This window comes from Klebsiella sp. GL120222-02 (assembly GCF_003097195.1).
GTDB lineage: Bacteria > Pseudomonadota > Gammaproteobacteria > Enterobacterales > Enterobacteriaceae > Klebsiella > Klebsiella variicola.
The window spans coordinates 331,354-356,314 of record NZ_QEQO01000004.1; the positions used below are offsets into that span (position 1 = coordinate 331,354).

General features: G+C 59.9%; 22 protein-coding genes. 15 read left to right on the forward strand and 7 right to left on the reverse strand.

Features of this window, described 5'->3' with window-relative positions; translation table 11 throughout:
• Window positions 1–89: 89 nt before the first annotated feature.
• From N438_RS15510 to N438_RS15520, 3 genes are all read left to right on the forward strand, one after another.
• Window positions 90–1,268, forward strand: a complete 1,179-nt coding sequence (locus N438_RS15510) for a M20 aminoacylase family protein (RefSeq protein WP_012542544.1) — start codon at window positions 90–92, stop codon at window positions 1,266–1,268.
• A gap of 19 nt (window positions 1,269–1,287) precedes the next feature.
• Window positions 1,288–2,064, forward strand: a complete 777-nt coding sequence (locus N438_RS15515) for an ABC transporter substrate-binding protein (RefSeq protein ID WP_002892707.1) — start codon at window positions 1,288–1,290, stop codon at window positions 2,062–2,064.
• 127 nt (window positions 2,065–2,191) lie between these two features.
• Window positions 2,192–3,145, forward strand: coding sequence for an aldo/keto reductase (locus tag N438_RS15520; RefSeq protein ID WP_012968772.1), 954 nt, complete (start codon window positions 2,192–2,194; stop codon window positions 3,143–3,145).
• 668 nt (window positions 3,146–3,813) lie between these two features.
• Here N438_RS15520 and N438_RS15535 read toward each other — a convergent pair.
• Entirely contained in the window at window positions 3,814–4,605 is a 792-nt protein-coding gene (locus N438_RS15535; RefSeq protein ID WP_048963760.1) for a MoaF C-terminal domain-containing protein, read from the reverse strand.
• A gap of 25 nt (window positions 4,606–4,630) precedes the next feature.
• A complete protein-coding gene (locus N438_RS15540) occupies window positions 4,631–5,407 on the reverse strand; it encodes an SDR family oxidoreductase (RefSeq protein ID WP_016160425.1) in 777 nt (258 codons plus the stop codon).
• Between the two features lie 509 nt (window positions 5,408–5,916).
• Between N438_RS15540 and N438_RS15545 the strand changes: the two genes are divergently transcribed.
• The 5 genes from N438_RS15545 to N438_RS15565 all read left to right on the forward strand — a co-directional run bounded on the left by N438_RS15545 (window position 5,917) and on the right by N438_RS15565 (window position 9,770).
• Window positions 5,917–6,600 (forward strand): helix-turn-helix transcriptional regulator, encoded by a 684-nt coding sequence (locus N438_RS15545; protein ID WP_012968769.1) that lies wholly within the window; start codon window positions 5,917–5,919, stop codon window positions 6,598–6,600.
• Window positions 6,601–6,716: 116 nt separating this feature from the next.
• On the forward strand, window positions 6,717–7,889 hold the full coding sequence (locus N438_RS15550; protein WP_116696362.1) for an MFS transporter: 1,173 nt from the start codon (window positions 6,717–6,719) through the stop codon (window positions 7,887–7,889).
• Window positions 7,890–7,905: 16 nt separating this feature from the next.
• A complete protein-coding gene (locus N438_RS15555; RefSeq protein WP_044614733.1) occupies window positions 7,906–9,021 on the forward strand; it encodes a class II histone deacetylase in 1,116 nt (371 codons plus the stop codon).
• Between the two features lie 83 nt (window positions 9,022–9,104).
• Window positions 9,105–9,407 (forward strand): type II toxin-antitoxin system HigB family toxin, encoded by a 303-nt coding sequence (locus tag N438_RS15560; RefSeq protein ID WP_004178884.1) that lies wholly within the window; start codon window positions 9,105–9,107, stop codon window positions 9,405–9,407.
• Window positions 9,408–9,770 (forward strand): helix-turn-helix domain-containing protein, encoded by a 363-nt coding sequence (locus N438_RS15565; RefSeq protein ID WP_008805516.1) that lies wholly within the window; start codon window positions 9,408–9,410, stop codon window positions 9,768–9,770. It abuts the gene before it with no gap.
• Window positions 9,771–9,786: 16 nt separating this feature from the next.
• Here the strand turns inward: N438_RS15565 and N438_RS15570 are convergent, their stop codons facing one another.
• The 4 genes from N438_RS15570 to N438_RS15585 form a co-directional block, all read right to left on the reverse strand.
• The gene (locus tag N438_RS15570) at window positions 9,787–10,329 is read right to left on the reverse strand and encodes a DUF3156 family protein (RefSeq protein WP_048330777.1); all 543 of its coding nucleotides are present in this window, start codon (window positions 10,327–10,329) and stop codon (window positions 9,787–9,789) included.
• Window positions 10,307–11,806, reverse strand: coding sequence for an APC family permease (locus tag N438_RS15575; RefSeq protein ID WP_038422219.1), 1,500 nt, complete (start codon window positions 11,804–11,806; stop codon window positions 10,307–10,309). Before N438_RS15575 ends, N438_RS15570 begins: the two co-directional genes overlap by 23 nt.
• Window positions 11,807–12,245: 439 nt before the next feature.
• Window positions 12,246–12,611 (reverse strand): cupin domain-containing protein, encoded by a 366-nt coding sequence (locus N438_RS15580; protein WP_002892824.1) that lies wholly within the window; start codon window positions 12,609–12,611, stop codon window positions 12,246–12,248.
• A gap of 13 nt (window positions 12,612–12,624) precedes the next feature.
• Window positions 12,625–13,926 (reverse strand): FAD-binding oxidoreductase, encoded by a 1,302-nt coding sequence (locus N438_RS15585; RefSeq protein WP_116696363.1) that lies wholly within the window; start codon window positions 13,924–13,926, stop codon window positions 12,625–12,627.
• A 159-nt stretch (window positions 13,927–14,085) separates the two neighbouring features.
• On the opposite strand from N438_RS15585, the gene N438_RS15590 reads away from it, so the two are divergent.
• The 7 genes from N438_RS15590 (at window position 14,086) to N438_RS15620 (ending at window position 24,374) form a co-directional block, all read left to right on the forward strand.
• A complete protein-coding gene (locus tag N438_RS15590; protein ID WP_116696364.1) occupies window positions 14,086–15,570 on the forward strand; it encodes an aldehyde dehydrogenase family protein in 1,485 nt (494 codons plus the stop codon).
• Between the two features lie 395 nt (window positions 15,571–15,965).
• Window positions 15,966–17,048 (forward strand): YncE family protein, encoded by a 1,083-nt coding sequence (locus N438_RS15595; protein ID WP_022065420.1) that lies wholly within the window; start codon window positions 15,966–15,968, stop codon window positions 17,046–17,048.
• A 59-nt stretch (window positions 17,049–17,107) separates the two neighbouring features.
• Window positions 17,108–19,306: a TonB-dependent siderophore receptor gene (locus tag N438_RS15600; RefSeq protein WP_116696365.1), complete on the forward strand. Its 2,199-nt coding sequence runs from the start codon at window positions 17,108–17,110 to the stop codon at window positions 19,304–19,306.
• A 106-nt stretch (window positions 19,307–19,412) separates the two neighbouring features.
• Window positions 19,413–20,789: a phenylalanine transporter gene (pheP, locus tag N438_RS15605; RefSeq protein ID WP_012968762.1), complete on the forward strand. Its 1,377-nt coding sequence runs from the start codon at window positions 19,413–19,415 to the stop codon at window positions 20,787–20,789.
• Between the two features lie 187 nt (window positions 20,790–20,976).
• Window positions 20,977–22,182: an MFS transporter gene (locus N438_RS15610; protein ID WP_012542531.1), complete on the forward strand. Its 1,206-nt coding sequence runs from the start codon at window positions 20,977–20,979 to the stop codon at window positions 22,180–22,182.
• Window positions 22,183–22,198: 16 nt separating this feature from the next.
• Window positions 22,199–23,221 carry a sugar phosphate isomerase/epimerase family protein gene (locus tag N438_RS15615; RefSeq protein WP_012968760.1) on the forward strand — a complete coding sequence of 341 codons (1,023 nt, stop codon included), beginning with the start codon at window positions 22,199–22,201 and terminating at the stop codon, window positions 23,219–23,221.
• A 1-nt stretch (window position 23,222) separates the two neighbouring features.
• Complete coding sequence (locus N438_RS15620) at window positions 23,223–24,374, forward strand: Gfo/Idh/MocA family oxidoreductase (RefSeq protein ID WP_012542529.1); 1,152 nt, start codon at window positions 23,223–23,225, stop codon at window positions 24,372–24,374.
• Between the two features lie 19 nt (window positions 24,375–24,393).
• Here N438_RS15620 and N438_RS15625 read toward each other — a convergent pair whose 3' ends face one another.
• Complete coding sequence (locus N438_RS15625; protein ID WP_004183289.1) at window positions 24,394–24,810, reverse strand: Exc2 family lipoprotein; 417 nt, start codon at window positions 24,808–24,810, stop codon at window positions 24,394–24,396.
• Window positions 24,811–24,961: the final 151 nt, after the last annotated feature.

A 24,961-nucleotide genomic window follows, 5' to 3' on the forward strand; every position in this document is an offset into this window, starting at 1 on the left:
AGTTCATTCCAGGTATTAGAAATGCTGCTTGCATAAAGTTTCCACCACGTTACCGTGTTAAGTCCTTAATTTATTTCCCGGAGAACGGCATGAGTGATTATGTAATCCCCGAAATTAAAGCGACGGAAGATGAAATGATTTCTATCCGTCATTATTTACATGCCAATCCGGAATTAAGTCTGGAAGAGTTTAATACCAGTGAGCTGGTGGCTGGCAAACTGGCGGAGTGGGGCTATCAGGTCACCCGCGGCCTCGGTAAAACCGGCGTCGTCGGCAGCCTGAGCAAGGGCGACTCGCCGCGTACTATTGGCCTGCGCGCCGATATGGACGCGCTGCCGATCCATGAAACTACTGATTTGCCCTGGGCCAGTACGGTACCCGGAAAAATGCACGCCTGCGGCCATGACGGCCATACCACCATTCTGCTGGCGGCGGCGAAATACATCGCCTCGCCGGCCTGCCAGTTTAACGGCACGGTGCATCTGATTTTTCAGCCGGCGGAAGAGGCTATCGGCGGCGCCGATTTAATGATTAAAGACGGGCTGTTCGAGCAGTTCCCCTGCGAACGCATCTTTGGCTTGCACAACATGCCGGGGCTACCGGTGGGCAAGCTGGGCTTCTACGCCGGCAACTTTATGGCCTCGGCGGACACCGTCAAAATTACGATTACCGGCTACGGCGGCCACGGCGCCCATCCGGAGCGTACCGTCGACCCGATCGTCGCCGGCGCAGCGCTGGTGATGGCCCTGCAGAGCATCGTGGCGCGCAACGTGCCGCCGGGGGAAACGGCAGTGGTCAGCGTCGGCACCTTCCAGGCCGGTATCGCCTCCAACGTCATTCCGGAGAGCGTGGTGATGGAGCTGAGCGTGCGGGCGATGAAGCCGGACATTCGCGATCTGCTGATCAAGCGTATTCACGAGCTCGCTGATTTTACCGCCAAAAGCTATGGCGCCAGCAGCGTAGTGGAGGTGTACGACTCCTACCCGGTATTAACCAACAGCCCTGAAGAGACCGATTTCGCCCGGGCGCTGGCGCTGGAAGTGTTTGGCCGCGAAGGGGTACTGGAGTCGGTCTCGCCGATGAACGCCAGCGAGGATTTCGCTTTTATGCTGCGCGAACGCCCAGGGAGCTACTTCCTGCTCGGCAACGGTGAGAAAGGGGAGAAGGGCGGTTGCATGGTGCACAACCCCGGCTACGACTTTAACGATGACATTATCACCACCGGCGCGACGCTGTTCGCCCGCCTGGTGGAAAAGCACTGTCGCTAATCTCTGGAGAAGAACGCGAATGAAAAAATCACTGTTGCTATGGCTGGCATTAATGGCGTCGACGTCGGCGCTGGCCGAAGGGGGAAAGGAGATCCGCTTCGGCGTCGACCCGACTTTCGCGCCGTTTGAATGGAAAGATCCGCAGGGCAAGCTGGCGGGGTTTGATATCGATTTAGGCAACGCCATTTGCCAGCAGCTGCAGGCGAAATGCGTGTGGGTGGAAAGCAATTTCGACGGCATTATCCCGGCGCTGAAGGCGCGTAAATTCGACGCGATCCTTTCCGGGATGTACATGACCGAGAAGCGCAAAGCGCAGATTGCCTTTAGCGACAAGCTATATAACGGGCCGGTGTTCCTCGTGGCGCGTAAAAATACCCTGCAGGGCAATACGCCGGAACAGCTGAAGGGCAAAACCATCGGCGTGGAGCAGGGCTCGGCGCAGGAGACTTATGTTAACCAGCACTGGCGGCCGCAGGGGATTAACATTGTGGCCTACCAGGGGGCCGATAGCGTGGTGCGTGACCTGGAGTCCGGGCGCATCGACGGCGCAGTGCTCTCCGGGATGATGGCCGACTACAGCTTCCTGCAGCAGCCGCAGGGTAAGGAATTCGCCTTTGTCGGCGGCCATCTGCAGGACGATACGCTGTTTGGCGCCGGGGCGGCGATCGGCTTGCGTAAAGACGATGAGGCACTGCGTCAGGAAATTAACGGTGCCATTGCGAAGATTCTGGCCGACGGCACCTATAAAAAATTAGCCGGCAAATATTTTAGCTTTGATGTTTATTCCGGGACATAATGTCTGAGTGTACCTGCGGGCGTGGAGCGCCCGCCGTAAGATTCCTTTTCTGATTATCCAATCACCTCCTCTCCTGACCCCTGCGGTTACCTGAGGGAAGCAGAATATAAGCTAAGGAGTACTCGGCATGATGACACGTCCATTGGGTAAAACCGGATTTTCCATCGCCCCATTAGTCTTTGGCGGCAACGTCTTTGGCTGGACCATCGATGAAAAAACCAGTTTTGCTCTTCTTGATGCTTTTGTTGACCACGGTTTTGACGCTATCGATACGGCGGATGTTTATTCCCGCTGGGCGGAAGGCAACCAGGGCGGCGAATCCGAAACCATCATCGGTCGTTGGCTGCAGGCGCGCCCCGGCATGCGCGATAAGGTCAAAATCTTCACCAAAGTCGGCTCCGATTTAGGCCTACCCGGCCATAAAGGGCTCAGCAAAGCTTGGATCCAACAGGCGGTAGATGACTCCTTACGCCGCCTTAATACCGACTACATTGATCTCTACTTCTCCCACTGGCCGGATCCGCAAACCCCGGTGGAGGAAACGCTGGAGGCTTTCCACAGCCTGCAGCAGGCCGGAAAAATCCGCGCCATGGGGGCCTCTAACCTGGATGCGATGCAGCTGGCGGGGGCGCTGGAGGTAGCGCGTAAAGGCGGCTTGCCTGCCTGGCAGGTGCTGCAGCCGGAATATAACCTCTACCACCGCTCCGCGTTTGAAGGCGCGCTGTGCGATCTCTGCGTCAGCCGCGATATCGGGGTGGTGACCTACTACAGCCTGGCCTCCGGTTTCTTAACCGGTAAGTACCGCCAGCCGTCGGATCTGGCCCAGAGCCAGCGCGGAGGGGGGATTGGTAAGTACCTGAATCCGCGCGGGATGCGGATTATCGATACCCTGGTGGCGGTCGCGGACGAGCAGGGGGCGAAGCCGGCTGAGGTGGCCCTGGCGTGGCTGATCGGCCGCGAAGGCGTGACCGCGCCGATCGCCAGCGCCACCAGCGTGGCTCAGGTGGAGAGTTTTGCCCGCGCGGCGGCGCTGAGCCTGAGCGCGGAGCAAGTGGCGCGACTGGACAGCGCCAGCGCCTGAGTCACTCCCTCTCCCCGGCGGGGAGAGGGAGAAGGGCTATACATGACGCGGACCGTAGGCCGGTTAAGGCGCCAGCCGCCACCCGGCGAAATGACGGCGCAACCGGAAATGCCCCTGCTCGCGCTGCGCTTAGCAGGGCTACCACTCCTGTGCTATTTCCGGGCTGATTGCGCTCCCGATATTTTTTCTGCGTTATGTCACTCATGGCACAGGGAGCGCACAGGGGGCGGCCAGTCGCCGCCGCCCCCTGTACCCCCGGGCTCCGGCCAGCAACATCGCCACTGCGTGGTACCTTCGACTTTTCCCTGCAGGCTTCGGGTCGGGCCGAGGCAGCGTCCCTGCAAAACACGGCCCTCAGCCCGCATCCATGCGGGCTGCCCCGGCCTTCCGGGAACGTCTCAGCGATGTTGAGGCCGTCAGCACCGGCAGTTTCAGCAACAATGGTAAATAAATTAACGACAGGTCGTACGAACGTAGACCGGGTAAGGCGCAGCCGCCACCCGGCAATAAAGCGGCTCCGTGCCTGATGGCATCGCCCGGTGGCGCTGCGCTTACCGGGCCTGGGAAGTGTGATCCTGTGAGAGGCTCCCGTAGGCCGGGTTAGGCGCCAGCCGCCACCCGGCGAAATGACGGGTGTGGTGCCTGAAAGCGTGCCCGGCGGCGCCCCTTTATTCCTGATGGCGGGTGACGTTGAGGATCTTCGCGCTGGCGCCGACCGGGAAATTGCTGAGGGCGCCGAAATCGCTGCCCTGATAGCCCATGATCTTGCCGTCGGTGCGCATCTGCTGCAGATCGATCAGGATCACCCCCAGCGTGGGAATGATTTTCTCCCGCCAGACGAACAGATAGAGATCCTCAGCCACCTGCACATAGTGGCAGCGATCGACATCCGCCAGCCCCTTTTCCACACCGTCCAGACACTGCCAGGTGTAAAAATTGTTGTTGAGATAGATGTGCTCATAGCGCTCGGTCGGGCTGTAGGTGTACTGATTGCGCATGCCAATGAGCGCATCGGTAAAGTCCGGCAGCGGCCCCGACTGCTCATCCAGGCGGGCAAAAACAAACCGTGCCTCTACCGCGGTCAGCGGCAGGCCTTGCTCCACCCGGCTGAAGGCGTCCAGCCGCGCGGCGGCTTCGTCCGGCAGCTGGCCGTAGACCAGGGTGGCGTTGCGCTGCGTCAGGTTGCATACCGCGCTAATGCTGGCGTTATCCCGCTCCGGGTCAAGGAAGTCGATAAACAGAATGTCCGGGCGCAGGGCGGTTGCCCGCCAGGGCGCGCGCTTGTCGTTCCAGCTGAGCGTCTGGTCATCTTCGATAACCAACTGCTGCGGCTTACTGCCTGCGACATAAAAAGTAAAGGTTTCGCCGGCGGGCAGGCTGGTGGTGGCGAGTAAATTACCGTGTGGCGCAAAACCATCGGCCAGCGCGCCGACCTGGATAAATACGGCTTCTGAAGTCATAGGGGCTCCTGAACAGAGTAGGGCGTTAGGCAAACGCCAGAGTGGGAACATCGACGATACTGGCGCCGCCGTCGGCGACCAGCGTGGCGCCGCTGATGATGGCGGCCTGCGGCGAACAGAGAAACTGACAGGCCTCGGCTATCTCCTCGGGGCTGGCGGGGCGGCGCAGCGGAACATCGCGACAGACCCGCTGATAAGCCTCCGTCAGCGATAGCCCTTCTGCCTGCATCAGCGGGCGCATCTCTTCATCCGCCATCGGCGTCGTGACCCAGCCGGGACAGATGGCGTTGGCGCGTACCCCCTGTGGGCCGTAATCGCGGGCGACGGAACGCATCAGGCCAATTAAGGCGTGTTTGGCGGTGACGTAGCCGCAGGCCTGCGGCCCGGCGGCGAGTGAGGCGATGGAGGCGACAAACAGGACATTGCCTCGGCGGGCAATGAGCGAGGGCAGACAGGCGCGAACGCTGGCGAACGCGCTGGTGAGATTGCCGTCCAGCGCCTCGCGCCACTGGCTGTCGCTGGTCTCGGCGGCGGGGCTGTTGCCCATCCCGCCGGCGCTGCAGATGAGGACATCAATACCGCCAGCCTGGTCGAGGATCGCCGGCAGCAGCCGCTGACCCCAGACCTCGCCGTCGGCGGCATCGCCCACCAGCGCCGTGGCGCCGGTCTCATCGGCGACAGCCTGCAATGGCGCTTCGCGCCGTCCGGTAATAAACACCCGGTCGCCCGCGGCGCACATCAGCCGCGCGCAGGCGGCGCCAATTCCGGTTCCACCGCCGGTGATCACCACGACTCTCGCCATTCGCTCTCTCCTGTTATGGGGTCTTCGATTACCTTAAAAAGCGCGTCAGGTCCCGGCTATCGTCCGGAAGAACGATAGCCGTGGCGGTTAATGGATCTCTCTCACAGGGCGCCGTTCTCATTATTTCGGCAACAGTGGGTCAGGCGTCATCACATGATTACGCCGCGGCGAAAATTAATTGCATCCTGTTAAGGGTATAAGTGAAAAAAAACAGAAATCCATCGTTCTTTAGGATGAGAATGACGCGTCGGGAATAGGTTTTTTTTATCACCAGGGGCAGGTACGCCGGGTGTTAATCTTTTTTGTTTATATTTTAACGCGGCTATCGTAAAGCATGGCGGGTGTGTTTTTTAAATGCTTTATATAACAATGGTTTGTTGAAAATTATGTAACGGCTATCACATTGTTAATATGTTAATGATTGTGTTACTTAAATGTGAAATGTATGCTTCAATTATCAGTAGTCATCCATGTGTCATGTACCATCATCTCGACGGGGAGGCCCTATCATGTCTGCTTTGTTAAAAGCCAGCCGTAATGATGCGATAATAGCCCGTTGTTTACAGACTATTTCCCAGCTAATTCCACTGACTTCAGCGGTCTTTTATCGAGTAAATAATCGTTTAAAACCCGAAAGCTATATATTGCATAATATTTCCGATAATACGCACCAACAATATCTGGAAAACTTCCAGCCGCTGGATCCGCTTCTGCCCTCGCATTTTAGCCACCAGAACACCACCGTGGCGGCGATGACGCCGCGGCTCTGCGACCGCAACCGCCATTACTATCATGAATTCATGTTGCCGAATAACGTACGCGACATGACCGAGATCTTTATTCGCCGCGAGCGGCGGATCATCGCCGGTATCTCGCTGATGCGCGACGTGCCTTTCTCCAGCGAAGAGCGCCAACGGGCTCAGGCGGTGCTGCCGCTGGTGGAGCTGGCCATTCGCGACTGTCTGCAGGAAGACGATGACCTGCCCGCCATCCTGACGGCGAAAGAGCGGGAAATCGTCGGCATGGTGCGCGAAGGCGCCAGCAATAAGCTGATTGCCCGCCAGCTGGATATCTCGCTCTCGACGGTAAAAACGCACCTGCGCAACATTTTCGCCAAGACCGAAGTCGTCAATCGTACCGAACTGGTTTCCCGAACCTGGATGCCGGCCGCTCAGCGTACGCTGCATCTGTGATCTGACTTTCGCATCCCGCGCGCGCCGTGGCAGCACGGCGTTTTCCTGATGCCTGTGGGTATCACTCCCTGGAGGATCCTCCGGGGGGAGGCTTTTTTGACCGGAGCACGCCTACGATGTCGAGTACCCCTCTCACTGATAATGCGCTTTCCCGGCCCGCCGGGTTGGTGGTCTCCCTGCGTTTGCTGGCGGCGATCGTGATTTTTGCCGCTATTGCGCCGGGTATTCTGATGACCGCGCCGGCGGTGGCGGCGCAGCTGGCCAGCGAATGGCAGCTTAAACCTGGGCAGATCGGCTGGCTGTTCTCGGCGGAGCTGGGGGCGATGAGTCTGGCGACGCTCCCGGCGTGGTGGTGGATGAGCCGCCTCGACTGGCGGCGGGTCGCCCTGATGGCCGGGGTGGTGTTTCTGACCGCCAACCTCGCTTCGGCGGTGGTCACCCAGTACGAGACGCTGCTGGCGGCGCGCTTTCTCGCCTCGCTGGCGGGCGGCACGCTGATGATTTTGTGTATCAGCTGCGCGGCGGGGACGCCGAACCCGTCGCGGGTCTACGCCTTTTGGGTGCTCGGGCAACTGCTGTTAGGCATGCTTGGCCTGCTGGTGCTGCCCGGCCTGTTCGCGACCTTTGGCCTGAAGGTGGTTTATCTGATCCTCGCCGCCATTATGCTCTGCTGTTTGCCGCTGGTGTCAGCTTTCCCTCCGCGCTTTCAACCGCTCTCTGCCTCCCACCAGCAGCCGTCGACGGCGCTGTGGCGTCAGGCGCTGGCGGTGCTGGCGGTACTCACTTTCTATATCAGCCTCAGCGCAGTGTGGACCTTTATCGGCACCATCGGCAGCGCGGCGGGGCTAACCCCGACGCAGGTCGGTCTGGTGCTGGCGGCGGCGACGGTTTGCGGCATTATCGGCGCCGGCGGCGCGGCGCTGCGGGGTACCCAGCGGGCCGATCGTTTACCGGTGTGGCTGGGCTACGGCCTGCTGATCGTCAGCGTTGGGCTGCTGATCGGCCAGCCGCTGCTGGTGCGCTACGCCATCGCGGCGCTGCTGTTTAAGTTCACCTGGACCTTCGTGCTGCCCTTTATTCTTGCCCGTGTGGCCGGGCTCGATAACAACGGCCGGCTGATGAACAGCATCAATCTGGTGATCGGCGGCGGCATGGCGGCCGGTCCGGCCTTAGCCGGGGCCTTACTGCAGCGTTTTGCCAGCGCCGACCCGCTGCTGGCGGCGGCAGGCGTCTGCGCGCTGCTGTCATTGATTTTGATTGCGGCGGCGTCCGCCGCCGGGAAGAGTTAGCCCACGGGAGGATAGAGTGAAAAGAAAAACCGGTTTCTTTTTTGATGAACGTTGTTTCTGGCACAGTACCGGTCTGCACGCGGTGACGCTGCCGGTGGGCGGGTGGGTGCAGCCGCCCGCAGGCGGCGGTCATGCTGAATCGCCGGAGACCAAACGGCGGATGAAAAACCTGATGGACGTCTCCGGGCTGACGCCGCAGCTGGCGCTGCGCAGCGCGGCGCCGGCGAGCCTTGAGGACCTGCGGCGGATCCACCCCGACAGCTATCTGGAGCGCTTCAAGGCGATCAGCGATAACGGCGGCGGCATGCTCGGCAAAGAGGCGCCGCTGGGGCCGGGCAGTTATGAAATCGCCTGTCTTTCCGCCGGGCTGGCCTGTGCGGCGGTGGAAGCGGTGCTGGAGGGGGAGCTGGATAATGCCTATTCGCTGTCGCGCCCGCCCGGACACCACTGTCTGCCGGACCAGTCGATGGGATTTTGTTTCCTCGCCAATATTCCCATTGCCGTCGAGCGGGCGAAAGCGCAGCTGGGGCTGGGCAAGGTGGCGATCATTGACTGGGATGTTCACCACGGCAACGGCACCCAGCATATCTACCTGCAGCGCGACGACGTACTGACTATTTCCTTGCATCAGGACGGCTGCTTCCCGCCGGGCTACGCCGGCGAGGACGATCGCGGCGTGGGCGCGGGCGAAGGTTACAACATTAATATTCCGCTGCTGGCCGGGGCGGGGGATGACAGCTGGCGCTATGCGCTGGAAACTATCGTCATTCCTGCGCTGGCGCGTTTTGAGCCGGAGCTGATTATTATCGCCTGCGGCTATGACGCCAACGCCATGGATCCATTAGCGCGGATGCAGCTACATAGCGACAGCTTCCGGGCGATGACCGAACAGGTCCAGCAGGCGGCGGATCGCCTGTGCGGCGGGAAACTGGTGATGGTGCACGAGGGCGGCTACGCCGAATCCTACGTGCCGTTCTGCGGCCTGGCGGTGATGGAAACGCTGAGCGGTATCCGTACCGAGGTCCAGGATCCGCTGCTGGAATTTATTCAGCAGCAGCAGCCGCGGGCGGAGTTTGCGCAGTTCCAGAGGCTGGCTCTCGATCGGCTGGCGCAACGGTTTGGCCTGCAGTAATCGCTCACGCTCACGGTGATCGCTAAAGTCCCGGTACGGGACTTTTTCTTTACTTAGTCCCGAAATGGGACTAGTCTCTGCACATGAAGATAATCTCAGTGAAAACCTTAAGGGACTTCTGGGCGGAGAATCCCGACGCTGAACAACCGCTAAAGGCCTGGGTAGACGAAGCGACAAAAGCAGACTGGAAAACCCCGGCGGAGATAAAGGACCAATACCGCAGCGCAAGCATATTGAAAAATAAGCGGGTGGTATTCAACATTAAAGGAAATGATTACCGGTTAATCGTAGCCGTTGCTTATCTGCGGGGGTGGGTGTTCGTTAAGTTTATCGGTTCGCATAAGGAATATGACGAGATAAACGCTGAGACGATTGAGAGGAAGTAAATGATGAAAATAAAACCTATCCGCACTGAACAAGATTACGAAGCCGCGCTAAGCGCGGTTGAACCTTTTTTTGATAATGAACCAGCGCTTGATACGCCAGAGGGCGATTTTTTTGAGGTGATGTGCCTGCTGATTGCTGAGTATGAAAAAAAGCACTATCCCATCGAGCCGCCGACGCCGATAGAGGCGATCAAGTTTCGCATGGAGCAGCAGGGGCTGACCGTCAAAGATCTGGAGCCGGCGATTGGTAAATCGAATCGTGTCTATGAAATTCTCAATGGTACGCGCAACCTGACGCTCCCGATGATTCGCCGGCTTCATGCGCAGTTCGGCATCCCCCTTGAGAGCCTGATCGGCGCGTGATGGCGCGGGCATCCGCTCACTCATCCATCCACTGACTTACCGCCTGATTAATCATCGCCAGCACGCTGAGCAGCAGCATCCGCTGCTGCGCTTCCAGCCGCAGATAACGGCGCAGCGGCGGCATTTTACAGACCACTTCGCTGGCGGCCCAGGGTTCAATGCTGCAGCGCCAGCCGCTACTATCAAAGGTCAGCGAAAAGCGGCGGTAATCCAGCTCGCTTAAGGTCTGCTGGAGATTAGGAAAACCGTTGAGATAGCTGGCGAGTTCCTCGCTGCCTTTGCCGCCGATAAAGCGGATCGGCTGGCGTTTCCACCAGCCGGATTGATGGGCGCGAATGTTACCGCGCACGGGCCGGGTCACCGGCCCCTCGACGACAAACTCGCAGCTGTGAATGCTGGCCATAAACAGCCGCTTCTGACGCACGCTGAAGGTCACGGCGGTGGCGTCGTTCAAGCGCAGCAGCGCGCTGCGTTCGCTCAGCTTTTCGCACGGCCAGCCCGCCAGATCGCGCTGCACCGCGTTCATTAACGGCGTCTCAAACCAGGGGACGGAGGACATCTGGCGTCATCTCCCCGCGGGTCTGTTTTTCATAATTGTTGATGGCGCGCTCCACCACCTCTTCCACTACCAGCGGCTTGAACGGATTGACGCGCTGCACGCACACCGTCCAGAACAGGGCGTAAGCGGCGGTCAGGCCGAGCATTATGCCGAACGGTACCAGCACCTGGCGGCTGTCCATCCCCGGTGGCGTGATATTGACGATAGCGATGATGATCCCGACGCTGGAGATAATCTGCGGCAGCGGGAACCACGGCGAGCGGTAGGCGCGCGGCAGGTCCGGGCGGCGAATGCGCAGCATCACCACCGACAGCGTCACCAGCAGATAGGCGACGCCCCAGGCGCAGACCGCGGCGAGGATCAGCGGCACGATGCGGTCCAGATCGCCGTTCAGATACCAGGCGTGCAGGCAGGGGATCGCCACCCCGATGGCGATGGCGATCACCGGCGTCTTAAAGCGCGGATGCAGCCAGGTCAGGAAACGGGGCAGCGCGCCGTCCAGCGCCATGCCGTAGATAATACGCGGCACGGCGGCCATCAGCGTATTGATGGTGGCGCAGCCAGCCAACAGCAGCCCAACCCCCAGCCAGTACTGGCCGGCGTGGCCCATCACCCGTTCGGCGAAGGCCGGGATCGCCATCGGTGTATCCAGCAGATGGACGTTGTTGGCCGCGTCGAGCACGGTATTCTCCACCTGGCGGTTGATCGCCGCGCCGTAGATAAACATGCAGCTGGCGACCCCCAGCAGGCCCAGCGCCATCGCCCGCGGAATAGTGCGGTGGGCCTGTTTAATCTCCGGCGCCATCGGCGTCACCAGTTCGCAGCCGACGAACATAAACATCGCCATGCCGATATAGCCGAACAGACCGTTGATATCGCTGATGTTCAGCGGCGTGCCGAACCAGCCGGAAAGATGAGTTACCGGCGCCATAAAAATGCCACACAGGCCGAAAATAGTCAGTGTGGTCCACATGCCGAAGGTCAGCACCACTTCGACCTTGCCGAAGATTTCCACGCCGATGGCGTTGAGCAAGCCGAAAATCACCACCATGCCGACACCCACCATCCAGGTGTTCTGGTGGGCGGCCATCTGAGCGTTGATCGATTCGAAGTTTACCAGCGCCATAATGCCCGCCAGGATCGTCTCCGCCGTCCCGGCGAAAATATGGACGATCAGATAGGCGCACAGCGCGCCGGTGATAGCGAAGAAGCGGCCCATGCCGCAGGCGATATAGTCGTACACCGAACCGGTGGTAGGAATGAGCGTCGCCGCCTCGGCAAAGGTGGTGACCTGCGCCTGCATCATAATAAAGGCCAGCAGCACCGCCAGCGCGAAGGTATCGCCGCCCATGCCGAAGCCGCTGGTGACCGTCAGGATCACCGGGCTGGCCATGATCAGCCCGACGGAGCTGGCGAGGGTGGTCGGGAAGCCGACGACGCCGCGCTCAAGATGGCTGGCGAGTCTGTTACTAAACATAGTCAACCTCTGCACAATAATGGGGTAGGGCAGGGAATAGCCAGCGCCACTCCCGGATAGTCATAATTTAGGCGGGCATCCTGCTCAATGAATATCGTCCGGAAGGTGGAGGGCGGCGCATGATTCTGTGACGCAGTCGATGAATGTCGCGGTGGATAAACAACATGACCCCGAAAACCGGGGCCATCCGTCTTGCCACGTTGCGCGTATTTCTGCCGGATGGCGGCTGCGCCTTATCCGGCCTACGGTCCGTGCGGCCTGCCTTTAATTTATTCACCATGCTGACTGAAACGCCGGTGTTGGCGGCCTCAAAACCCCCGGTGGCGCTGCTGCTTACCGGGGCTACAGCGCTGTGCGATTTGGTAGCCCGGAGAAGGCGCAATGCGCCGCCTCCGGGTCCCCCTGTGCGCTCCCTGCGCCGCCGGGCATTATCAGCGTGTTAGCGCGTCTCGACGTTCGCCAGGTAGTGCTTCACAAAGCGCGGCGTCAGGATTTTCCACTCCACTTCGGTGCCCTGTTTAACAAACCAGCTGTCGCCCGGCGCAAAGCGCTGCGGCTCGCCACCGGCGACGGTCAGCTCCACTTCGCCTTCCAGCACGGTGGCATGCTCGGTAAACGGATAGGTCATGGTAAAGCTCCCCTCAGTGGACGAAAACAGTCCGCAGGTAAAGGCGTCCTGCGGCTCGCCGTAGATCATCGCCCCGGCCACCTGCGGGTCTCCCGCGGTCGGCGTCGCGCCGAGCAGGCTGACGCTGCCGATCGGCTGCAGGTCAGGTACCGGGTGTTTAAGTTTAAAAGCGTGCATAGCGTTCTCCTGGTTAACTCCGGCCTTTCCAGAAACCGGCGGTTTGATGCATCAATTTTCCGGCTGTGACTAATAGCAAGCGCAGGCTGTCACGGCCGTGGATGGTCGCGTGGGGGATGCTGCTCAGCAGGCGATAGCGGTCGGAACCGCCGTTGATCCCTTCGGCGAGGATTTTGCACACGATGTGCGACGGGGTGACGCCGAAGCCGGAGTACCCCTGGACGTAAAAGACGTTGTTGTGATCGCGTAGGGTGCCGATCTGCGGGAACAGGTTGGCGCTACAGGCCATCGGCCCGCCCCAGGCGAAATCGATCTTCACATCCTTCAGATAGGGGAAGACCTCCGCCAGCAGGGTGCGATTCCAGGCGGCGAAATCGTTCGGCGTATATTCCACAAAGCGAGTCGCGCTGCCGAACAACAGGCGATTTTCCCGGGTGACGCGGTAGTAGTTAATCACCGGGCGAATATCGCTGAAGGCGCCGTGCAGTGGGCTGATGCGCTCGATCAGTTCATCGGAAAGGGGCTCGGTCGACACCTGATAGGAGTAGGTCACCAGCGTCTTGTTGTAGATCTCCGGCTCCATATTGTTGAGGAAGCTGTCGCAGGCCCACAGTAGTTTGGCGGCTTTGACGCTGCCCATCGCGGTGCGTACCCGCACCTGTTTGCCGTAATTCACCTCCACCACTGGCGAGGATTCGAAGATCTTTACCCCCAGCGAATGGGCGGCCTGCGCCGAACCGAGCAGCATATTGAGCGAATGGATCTGCCCGCCGCCCATATGTTTCAGCGCGCCGCAGTAGACCTCGGAGCCAACCACCTGCTGCACCTCTTTGCCGGTATACAGTTCGATTTCTTCATCCGGGGTAGCGGCTTTAAACTCCTTCTCCCACTGGCGCAGCGTTTTGAGCTGCCGCTGGTTATAGGCGAGATAGCCGTAGCCGGGGACGAAATCGGCGTCGATATGGTATTTGCGGATGCGTTCGCGAATGATGCCCGCGCCGAGGTTGGCGATTTTAAACAGCGTCTCCAGCCCCTCTTTGCCGACGTGCTTTTTCACCGCTTCGATGTCGTGACCGATACCGGCCATCACCTGGCCGCCGTTGCGCCCGGTACCGCCGTAGCCAAGATGGCGCGCCTCCAGCACCACCACGTTGGTGATACCCTGTTCCGCCAGCTCAAGGGCGGTGTTAATCCCCGAGAAGCCGCCGCCGATAATCACCACGTCGGCTTCAATATCTTCCCGCAGCGCCGGGAAATGGAGGTGGTATTTCTTCGTCGCGCCGTAGTAGTTCAGCGCATCGATTTTAATGTTCATCGCGTTACCCTGTGGTCTTGCCTGGCTCAAGGTCCTCATCACAGCACGCCATGCGGGCGTTGAATATCGTCCGGAAGAATGACGTTCTTTAGAACGATGGGCGGCGCAGAGCAACCGTGCTGTGATAGGCCAACTTTGCTAAAAAAACGGGTGCTGACGATGAGCGAGATAACCTTACTGGCGGAAGTGACCGCCTTTTTACGCCAGCCACACGGGCAGTTTATTGCCGGTCAACGTGAGGCGGGCCACGGCGCGCCGTTCGCGGTGGTTAACCCGGCCACCGGTCAGGCAATTGCTGAGGTGACGGCAGCGGATGTGGATCAGGCGGATCGCGTCATGGAGAGCGCCCGCCAGGCGTTCAGTCAGTGGCGTGAGATGCCGACGCTGGCGCGCGGTACGCTGCTGTTGAAGCTGGCGGATGCCCTGGCTGAGCATCGCGAAGCGCTGGCGCAGCTGGAAAGTCTCTGCTCCGGCAAGACCATCATGCTGGCGCGGATGTTGGAGCTGGATCAATCGGTGGCGTTTTTGCGCTACTTCGCCGGCTGGGCGGGGAAAGTCACCGGCGAAACGCTGGATATCTCGCTCCCCTCCATGAACGGTGAGAAATATACCGCCTTCACCCGCCGCCAGCCGCTGGGGGTGGTGGTCGGCATCGTGCCGTGGAACTTCTCCATCATGATTGCCATCTGGAAGCTGGCGGCGGCCCTGGTCTGCGGCTGCACCATCGTCCTCAAACCGAGCGAGTATACGCCGCTGACGCTGCTGCGCGTGGCGGAGCTGGCGAAAGCGGTGGGTATCCCGGATGGGGTGATTAACGTGGTCAACGGCACCGGCGGCGAGATTGCCCAGCGGCTGATGACGCATCCGGCCTGCGCCAAGGTGAGCTTCACCGGCTCGGTGGCCACCGGTGAAAAAGTCCAGCAGTCGGCCTGCGCGTCAGGTAAACGGGTGACCCTTGAACTGGGGGGCAAAAACGCCGCGCTGTTCCTCGATGACCTAACGCCGGAGGCGATGGTCAACGGCATTATTGAAGCCGGCTACCTGAACCAGGGGCAGATTTGCGCCGCTGCGGAGCGTTTTTATCTGCCGCAGGGCAAACTGGATGCAGTGCTGGCGCTGCTGAAAGACAAGCTCAGCGCCTTCGCGCCGGGATCGCCGCTGGATGAACAGACGCTGATGGGGCCGCTGGCCAACCGCCAGCAGTACGAGAAAGTGCTCAAACTGATCCAGACCGCGCGCGACGAGGGGGATACCATCGTCTGCGGCGGCGAAGCGCTGCCGGGAGAGGGGTATTTCCTGCAGCCGACTGCGGTCAAAGTCCGCAGCGAAGAGAGCACCCTGATGCGCGAGGAGACCTTCGGTCCGGTATGCAGCTTTATCGGCTATCGCAGTGAAGAAGAGGCGCTGGCGCGGATCAATGCGTCGCCATATGGCCTGGCGGCCAGCGTCTGGTCGGATAATATCCGCCTGGCGCTGCGCTACTCGGAGGCGATTGAGGCCGGCATCGTGTGGGTCAATATGCATACCTTCCTCGACCCGGCGGTACCGTTCGGCGGCATGAAGGGCTCGGGCATCGGGCGCGAATTCGGCAGCGCGTTTATCGATGATTATACGGAGCTGAAGTCGGTGATGGTGCGCTATTAATCGCCGTTCAGCGACATAGCGCTGTCATGTGTCGCTTTGCGCCAGATGGGCAACACATCGTGTGCCTTCTGGCCTGCAACCCGGGCGGTGCACGGCATCGCTTCCGGGACTCTTTTCCCGTCACGGATCCTGTCTTCCCCTCGTAATCCGCCATTGCCGTAAAAAAAATCAGCAGATTATCTTTTTTGCCCGCCAGGACTTGTTTGACATTGGATAATGAGTATAGTTCTCATTCTCTTTTTCATTCGTAATTTTGGCAAGGTTCGAGCTGCGCCAGTGAGTCGTTCACTAAGAGTCGCGAAGGCGTAGGGTGACGTAAAGACAGCAGGCTGGAAACAGACAATATCGGTCGCTGCGCGTCCATCGGGTCATTGATTTTTTATAGGGTTGATCCAATGAAATACACACTTCCGACGTTGACGCTGGCCATCAGCGCGGCGTTAAGCGGCTGCGCGACGCCTCATTCCTCTGCCGTTTCCCAACCGGTTGTCGACTCGCCAGCCCCTAACGTGGCGCAACCGCTGCAGCGCCAGCTAGCGGAAGGGCTGTACGAGATGGCGTTAAGCCCGCAGGGTGATGCGCTGTACGTCGCCAGCGCCGAAGGCTTTAAAAATGTGCAGGGCGGGGCGGTCTACACACTGGATCCGCACACCCTCAATACCATCGGCCTGACGCACACCGATCTGAAAAACTTCGCTTTACAGCTCTCTGCGGAGGGTAAAACGCTGTATGTCAGCAATTCGCTTGACGGCGGCATCAGCGCTATCGACACCGCCACCGGCAAGGTAAAAAACCGCCTGCTGTTCAGCGAGCGCAACGAAAAAGGTCGCCCTTATGGGGCCCGTCAGCTGCTGTTGCTGAATAATACTCTCTACGTTGGTGCGGTCGCCGACCCGGCGCAAATCTGGGTGGTTGACGCCACCACTCTGAAGCTGAAAACGCGGATTAAAAATACCGGTAAATGGATGACCGGCCTGCACTACTCCGCACAAACCGGTCGCGTGTACGCCGCTAACGGCAGCGGTGAAATTCTGGTGATCAACCCACATAACCAGCGCATTGAACAGCGCTGGAAGCCGCTGGGCGACAAGCCAGCGCTGCTGCTTAATATGGCCGAAGATAGCGACACCGGCCGCCTGTTTGTGACTGATAACTCGAAAGCGAAAACCACTCTGGTGCTGGATATCCACAGCGGCAAGCTGCTTAAACAGCTCGACGTCGGCGATTCGCTGGCAGTGCAGTTCAATAAGAAACGCCACGAAATTTATATTTCGCAGCGTGAATCCGGCAAGGTTATCAGCCTTGACGCCAGCCGCTACACGCTGAAGAAAAGCTGGGCGCTGCCGGCCAATCCCAACAGCCTGCTGCTTTCCGCCGATGGTCAGACGCTATTTGTCACCGTCAAACAGCCCTTCAATAAAGACCACTCCACAAAAGGCCCGGACAGCGTCGTACGCATTGACCTGAACGCGCAATAAAAATAACGGGTCCGGCGACGGGCCCTTTGATTCATTTATCCTCATCCATGGGGCAAATTATGCACACCACGCACTATTCATCCTTCCCGCTGCGTAAAACGCTGCTGGCCTTAGCCATCGGCGCTGCCAGTCAAACGGCGATGGCCGCGGACGCTGCCGCCGCGAAGCAACCTGGCGAAGAGAGCCTCATCGTCGAGGCTAACGAAACCAGCGATTTTAAATCCGGCGGCGACCTGGTGGTTCCGGCATTCCTCGACGGGCAGATCGCTCACGGCGGCCGTCTGGGGATGCTTGGCGAACAAAAGGCGATGGACGTTCCTTTTAACGTTATCGGCTATACCTCGAAGCTGATTCAGGATCAGCAGGCGAAAACCATCGCCGATGTCGTCAGTAACGACGCTGGCGTGCAGGCCGTACAGGGCTACGGCAACTTCGCCGAGACCTATCGAATCCGCGGGTTTAAGCTCGATGGCGATGACATGACCATGGGCGGCCTGGCGGGCGTGGTGCCGCGTCAGGTGATGGACACCCAGATGCTGGAGCGCGTTGAAATTTTCAAAGGAGCTAACAGCCTGCTTAACGGTGCGGCCAGCAGCGGCGTCGGCGGGATGATTAACCTTGAGCCGAAACGGGCGGAAGATCTGCCGACCGCGCGCGTTGGCGTCGACTATACCTCTGATTCTCAGGTGGGCGGCACCCTCGACCTGGGACGCCGTTTCGGCGACAACAACCAGTTCGGCGCCCGGGTCAACCTGGTGCATCGCGAGGGTGAAGGCGCTATCGATAATGATAAACGTCGTACTACGCTGGCTTCGCTGGGGCTTGATTACCGCGGCGACCGTTTCCGCTCCTCGCTCGATTTCGGCTACCAGAAGAAAACGTTCCACGGCGGTACGATGGGCGTCAATATCAGCGGCGTGGATTTCGTTCCGGCGCTGCCGGACAACAGCAAAAACTACAGCCAGAAGTGGGGCTATAGCGATATCGAAAGCGAATTCGGCATGGCGAAGGCAGAATATGACCTGACCGATAGCTGGACGGTATACAGCGCCCTCGGCGGCCAGCATTCGCATGAAATTGGCACCTACAGCGCGCCGAAGCTTCTGAATAAAAACGGCGATGCGACGGTGGGCCGCCTGGATACTAACCGCATTATTGACGCGATCAGCGGCATGGGCGGGGTACGCGGCGATTTCAATACCGGCGCGATTTCGCATAAGGTGAACCTCGGCTATGCGGCGCAGGTGCATACCGATGCTACCGCCTGGCGGATGTCGGCGAAGAATCCGACCACCAATATCTATGACAACCGTGATGTGGCGATGCCGGATAACGCCTATTTTGGCGGCAACTACCACGATCCGCTGGTCACCTCGCGCAGCCGTACGCAGGGCTGGCTGCTGAGTGATACCCTCGGCTTCTTTAACGATAAAGTGCTGTTTACCGCCGCCGCTCGTCATCAGAAAGTGGTTGTGCGCAACTACAGCAACGCCACCGGGCTGGAAGATACTTCTTCGCGTTATAACCAAAGCCGCTGGATGCCGACGTTTGGCCTGGTGTACAAGCCGTGGGAGCAGCTGTCGCTGTATGCTAACCATACCGAAGCGCTGCAGCCGGGCTCTGTGGCGCCGACGACGGCGGCCAATGCCGGGCAGAGTACCGGGATCGCGCACTCGAAGCAGGACGAAGTGGGCGTCAAGATCGACTACGGAACGATCGGCGGATCGCTGGCGCTGTTTGAAATCAAAAAACCGAACGCTATTTCCGATACCGCTGGCAATTACGGCCTCGACGGCGAGCAGCGTAACCGCGGCGTAGAGATGAACGTCTTCGGCGAGCCGATGCTGGGGCTGCGTCTTAACGCCAGTACGGTGTGGCTGGATGCCAAACAAACTAAAACCGCTAAAGGCGCAACCGACGGTAAAGATGCCATCGGGGTGGCTAACTTCTACGCAGTGCTCGGCGCCGAGTATGATATCAAGCCGGTGGAAGGCCTGACCGCCACCGCGCGCGTCAATCATAGCGGGTCGCAGTATGCCGATGCGGCCAATACCAAGAAGCTGGATAGCTACACCACCCTGGATTTAGGCCTGCGCTATCGTATGCGCCTGAACGCCGACCAGAACGAAATGACCTGGCGCGTCGGGGTGACCAACGTGACCAACGAGAAGTACTGGTCTGGCATTGACGATACCGGTACCTATCTGTTCGAAGGCGATCCGCGTACCGTGCGCGTCTCAATGAGCTACGACTTCTGACGCTAAAAAAGCGGGGCGGGCGGCTGACGCTCGCCCCGCGCAACTTGCGACAATTCCCCCTAAGTGATAAAAGGTGCCCCTTCACAAAAACACACAGGGGAACGACGTGAAAGACGCGTCAACGTCGTCGGATGCCGTAGAAGAGAGCGGCCCGACGCTTCATCGCGGTTTACAGAACCGACACATTCAACTTATCGCCCTTGGCGGCGCGATTGGTACCGGCCTGTTTCTTGGCATTGGTCCTGCGATTCAAATGGCTGGCCCGGCGGTCTTATTGGGCTACGCCGTGGCCGGGATTGTCGCTTTTCTGATCATGCGCCAGCTGGGCGAGATGGTGGTGGAAGAGCCAGTATCCGGCTCCTTTGCCCACTTTGCCTACAAATACTGGGGCCCGTTCGCTGGTTTCCTGTCCGGCTGGAACTACTGGGTGATGTTCGTGCTGGTAGGGATGGCGGAGCTGACCGCCGCCGGGATCTACATGCAGTACTGGCTCCCCGACGTGCCCACCTGGGTTTGGGCGGCGGCCTTCTTCCTCATTATTAACGCCGTCAACCTGGTCAACGTCCGTCTGTATGGCGAAGCGGAGTTCTGGTTCGCACTGATTAAGGTGCTGGCGATTATCGGCATGATTGCCTTTGGCCTGTGGATGCTGTTTGGCGGCCACGGCGGCAGCAAAGCCGGGTTCGACAACCTGTGGAAACACGGCGGCTTCCTCGCCACCGGCTGGCACGGTCTTATTCTGTCGCTGGCGGTGATTATGTTCTCCTTCGGCGGGCTGGAACTTATCGGCATCACCGCCGCCGAAGCGCAAAACCCGGAAAAGAGCATCCCGAAAGCGGTGAACCAGGTGGTTTATCGTATCCTGCTGTTCTATATCGGTTCGCTGGTGGTGCTGCTGGCGCTCTACCCGTGGGTGGAGATCAAATCCGACAGCAGCCCGTTTGTGATGATTTTCCATCATCTCGACAGCAACATGGTGGCCTCCGCGCTGAACTTCGTCATTCTGGTGGCCTCGCTGTCGGTCTATAACAGCGGTGTGTACTCCAACAGCCGGATGCTGTTCGGCCTGTCGGTGCAGGGCAATGCGCCGACGTTCCTCGCCCGCGTCAGCAAACGCGGCGTGCCGGTGAATTCGCTGCTGCTGTCAGGCGTCATTACCTCGCTGGTGGTGGTGCTGAACTACCTGCTGCCGCATGAAGCGCTGGGGCTGCTGATGGCCCTGGTGGTGGCGACGCTGCTCCTGAACTGGATCATGATCTGTATGGCGCACCTGAAGTTCCGTGCCGCCCAGCGCCGCAAAGGGCGTGAATCGAAGTTCAAAGCGCTGCTGGCGCCCGCCAGCAACTACTTCTGCATTGCTTTCCTTGGGTTGATTCTGGTGCTGATGTGCACTATCGACGGCATGCGCCTGTCGGCAATCCTGCTGCCGGTGTGGATCCTGTTCCTGTTTATCGCCTTCAAACTGCTGCGCCGCCCGGCGTAAGCGAGACGTCCCGCCGTCCGGCGGGGCTGCCTGCCTTTTTATTGTGATCCTCTTCGCAGGTGGGGAATTTGCCTGACGATCTTCTTTTTGTAATCGATTACTTTTGTGTTGAGCGATTTTGTAATCGATTACTTTTCTGAGGGCGAGCAACATGGTCACAACAACAGAAGGTCGGGAAAGTGTCCGCGTGAGCCACCGTTTTCTGGTGCCGCGGTTGTCGTTAATGATGTTTATGCAGTTCTTTATCTGGGGCAGCTGGTCGGTGACCCTGGGGCTGGTGATGACCCGCTATGAGATGTCACTGCTGATCGGCGATGCGTTCTCCGCCGGGCCGATCGCCTCCATCCTGTCCCCCTTTGTGCTGGGGATGCTGGTGGACCGCTTTTTCGCCTCGCAGAAGGTGATGGCGGTGATGCACCTGGCCGGGGCGGCGATCCTGTGGTTTGTCCCCCAGGCGCTGGTGGCGCAGAACGGCGCCCTGCTGATTGGCCTGCTGTTCGGCTATACGCTGTGCTATATGCCGACCCTGGCGCTGACCAACAATATTGCGTTCCACAGCCTGGCCAATATCGATAAAACCTTCCCGGTGGTCCGCGTGTTCGGCACCATCGGCTGGATTATCGCCGGGATCTGCATCGGGGTGACCGGCATCTCTGATACCACCGGCATCTTCACCGTGGCGGCGCTCTGTTCGGTGGCGCTGGCGATCTACAGCCTGACGCTGCCCCATACCCCGGCGCCGGCCAAAGGCATGCCGGTGCAGTTTCGCGATCTGCTGTGCGCGGACGCCTTCGCGCTGCTGAAAACCCGTCACTTCCTGATTTTCTCCCTCTGCGCCACCTTAATTTCCGTGCCGTTAGGCACCTATTACGCCTATACCGCGTCGTATCTGGCGGATGCCGGCGTCAAGGATGTCAGCACCGCGATGTCGTTCGGCCAGATGTCAGAGATCGTCTTTATGCTGGTGATCCCGCTGCTGTTCCGTCGCCTCGGGGTGAAATATATGCTGCTCATCGGCATGGTGGCGTGGTTTGTCCGCTACGCCTTTTTTGCCCTCGGGGTCAGCGAAGAGGGGCGCTTCCTGCTCTATCTGGGCATTTTGCTGCACGGCGTGTGCTATGACTTTTTCTTTGTCGTCGGCTTTATCTACACCGACCGCGTGGCGGGCGAGAAGGTCAAAGGCCAGGCGCAGAGCATGATTGTGATGTTCACCTACGGGATCGGCATGCTGCTGGGCTCGCAGATCTCCGGCGCGCTGTATAACCATCTGGTGGCCGGCCAGAGCGTGCCGCAGGCCTGGGTGACCTTTTGGTGGATCCCGGCGGTGGCCGCCGCGGTTATCGCGCTGATTTTCCTTTTCTCTTTCCAGTACAACGAGAAAGAGCCGCACTAATTTTTCAGGAGGGGGTATGAAAACGATTAAGGGACCGGGCATTTTTCTGGCGCAGTTTATTGGCCCGCAGGCGCCGTTTAACACGCTGGCGGGGGTGGCGCAGTGGGCCGCCGGCCTGGGATACCGGGCATTGCAGATCCCCTGCAACCACCCGGCGATTTTTGATGTCGAGCGGGCGGCGGCGAGCCAGACCTACTGCGACGAGGTCAGCGGCACCCTGGCGGAGCATGGGCTGGTCATCAGCGAGCTGTCCACTCATCTTGAAGGGCAACTGGTGGCGGTGCATCCGGCGTATGACGCGGCGTTTGACGCCTTTGCCCCAGCCGCGCTACATGGCGATCCGCAGGCGCGCCAGCGCTGGGCGGTGGAGAAAGTGCGCCAGGCGGCAGTGGCCTCCGGCCGCCTGGGGCTGAAGGCGCATGCGACCTTTTCCGGGGCGCTGGCATGGCCCTTTTTTTATCCGTGGCCGCCGCACAATCAGCCGCTTCTGGATGAGGCCTTTGCCGAACTGGCCCGGCGCTGGCGGCCGCTGCTGGACCACTTCGACGAACAGGGCGTCGATGTCTGCTATGAGATCCACCCCGGCGAAGATCTGCACGATGGCGTGACCTTTGAGCGTTTTCTCGCGCTGGTGGATAACCATCCGCGCTGCAATATGCTCTATGACCCGAGCCACCTGCATCTGCAGCAGATGGACTATCTGACTTATATCGATATCTATCACTCGCGTATTAAAGCGTTTCACGTCAAGGACGCCGAATTTCGCCGCAACGGGCGCAATGGCGTCTATGGCGGATACCAGCCCTGGCAGCAGCGGGCCGGGCGTTTCCGCTCTCCTGGCGACGGGCAGATCGACTTCAAAGGGGTGTTCAGTAAGCTGACCGAATATGATTTTGACGGCTGGGCGGTGCTGGAGTGGGAGTGCTGCCTGAAGGACGCCGAGACCGGCGCGCGCGAGGGCAGCGAGTTTATCCGCCGCCATATCATTCCCGTTGCCGGACGGGCCTTCGATGACTTTGCCGCCGGCGGGAGGGAATAACATGATTCAGGTTGCGATAATCGGGGCAGGGTTTATTGGCCCGGCGCATCTGGAGGCGCTGCGGCGGCTGGGAGATGTCGAGGTCGTGGCGCTGTGCGACAGCCGCCTTGAGGCGGCGCAGCGCAAGGCGCAGGCGCTGAACATTGCCCATGCCTACGACAGCGTGGAGGCGCTGCTGGCCCATCCGGGGCTGCAGGTGGTGCATAACTGTACGCCGAACCATCTGCATGCCCAGATTAACCGGCAGATCCTCGCCGCCGGGCTGCACGTCTTCTCGGAAAAGCCGCTGTGTATGACGGCGGAGGAGGCGCGGGAGCTGGTGGCGCTTGCCGCCCGGGCCGGCGTGGTGCATGGCGTCAGCTTCGTCTATCGCCAGTTCGCCATGGTCCAGCAGGCGGCGGCGATGATCCGCCATGGCGAGGTCGGCAGGATCTTCGCGGCGCACGGCAGCTATTTACAGGACTGGATGCTGCTGGAGACCGACTACAACTGGCGGGTCGATTCGGCGCAGGGGGGCGCGTCGCGGACGGTGGCCGACATCGGCTCCCACTGGTGCGATACCGTACAGTTTATGACCGGTCGGCGGATTGTCGAGGTGATGGCGGATCTGTCGATTGTCTGGCCAACGCGTAAAGCGCCGGTCAATGGTAAAGCGACCTTCAGCGCCGTTCACGAGGCGCAGGCATATGAAACCCGGCCTGTCGATACTGAGGACTTTGGCTCGGTGCTGTTGCGTTTTGACGATGGCAGCAAAGGCAGCTTGATGGTCTCCCAGGTGAGCGCCGGGCGGAAAAACCGTCTGGCGGTGGAGATTAACGGCAGCCTCTGTTCTCTGGCCTGGGATCAGGAAGTGCCCCAGCGACTGTGGATCGGCCACCGCGAGCAGCCGGATCGCCTGCTCAGCGACGACCCGAGCCTGCTGCGGCCGGAGGCCGCCGCCAGCGCCCATTATCCCGGCGGCCATATTGAGGGCTGGCCGGATGCCTTCAAGAATATGATGGGGCATTTTTATCAGGCGGTGCGCGCCGGGAAGATGCCGGAGGCCGGGGCCCGGCGCTTCGCCGCTTTCGACGACGGCGCCGATGTGATGTACATCATCGAGGCGATCGTCAAAAGCCATCAGCAGCAGCGCTGGGTCAGCGTCGAACGCTGAGCGCAGGCGGGGCGCAGGATTATTTCACCCCAAGATAGCCGTCGAGATAGGCACCGGAGAGCTCGTTGCCGAACAGGACGGCATCTTTATTTTCCATCGCATTATCCCATTTGTCGCTGGCGTTGCCGGTAAAGGCGTGCTCGGTGCGGGTGCCCTGCGCCGCCTGTTGTTTGATGGCCTCAGCGGTGCGGCGGGCGTCGCTTTCACTCATGCCAGCGGCTTTATCCTGCTGGCCGCGGGCGTACATTGCCGTGAAGGTCGGCAGGTTTAAACGGTAATTTTCCTGGCGGTTGACGGTGAAATTGCCGCCGACAAAATCGGAGCGGTGGGCGACAAACGCGTAAGCGTGGCGTTCCGGTGACGATTTTGACGAGGTGCAGCCGGTGATCGTTGCCAGGGCACAGCTGAGGGCGAGAACCGCGGTGGAGAGCCTCATGGAGATATCATCCTTAATCATAAACGAAGAAATAGGGCGCCAGGGGGGCTGTCGCCAGAGCGCGAACCGGGTGGAACGGCAAAAGGATGCGCGTTAACGGCGTGGGAGAGAAGCCCTGATTTTTAATAGTTTTCTCGTGCGTTCCCGCGCT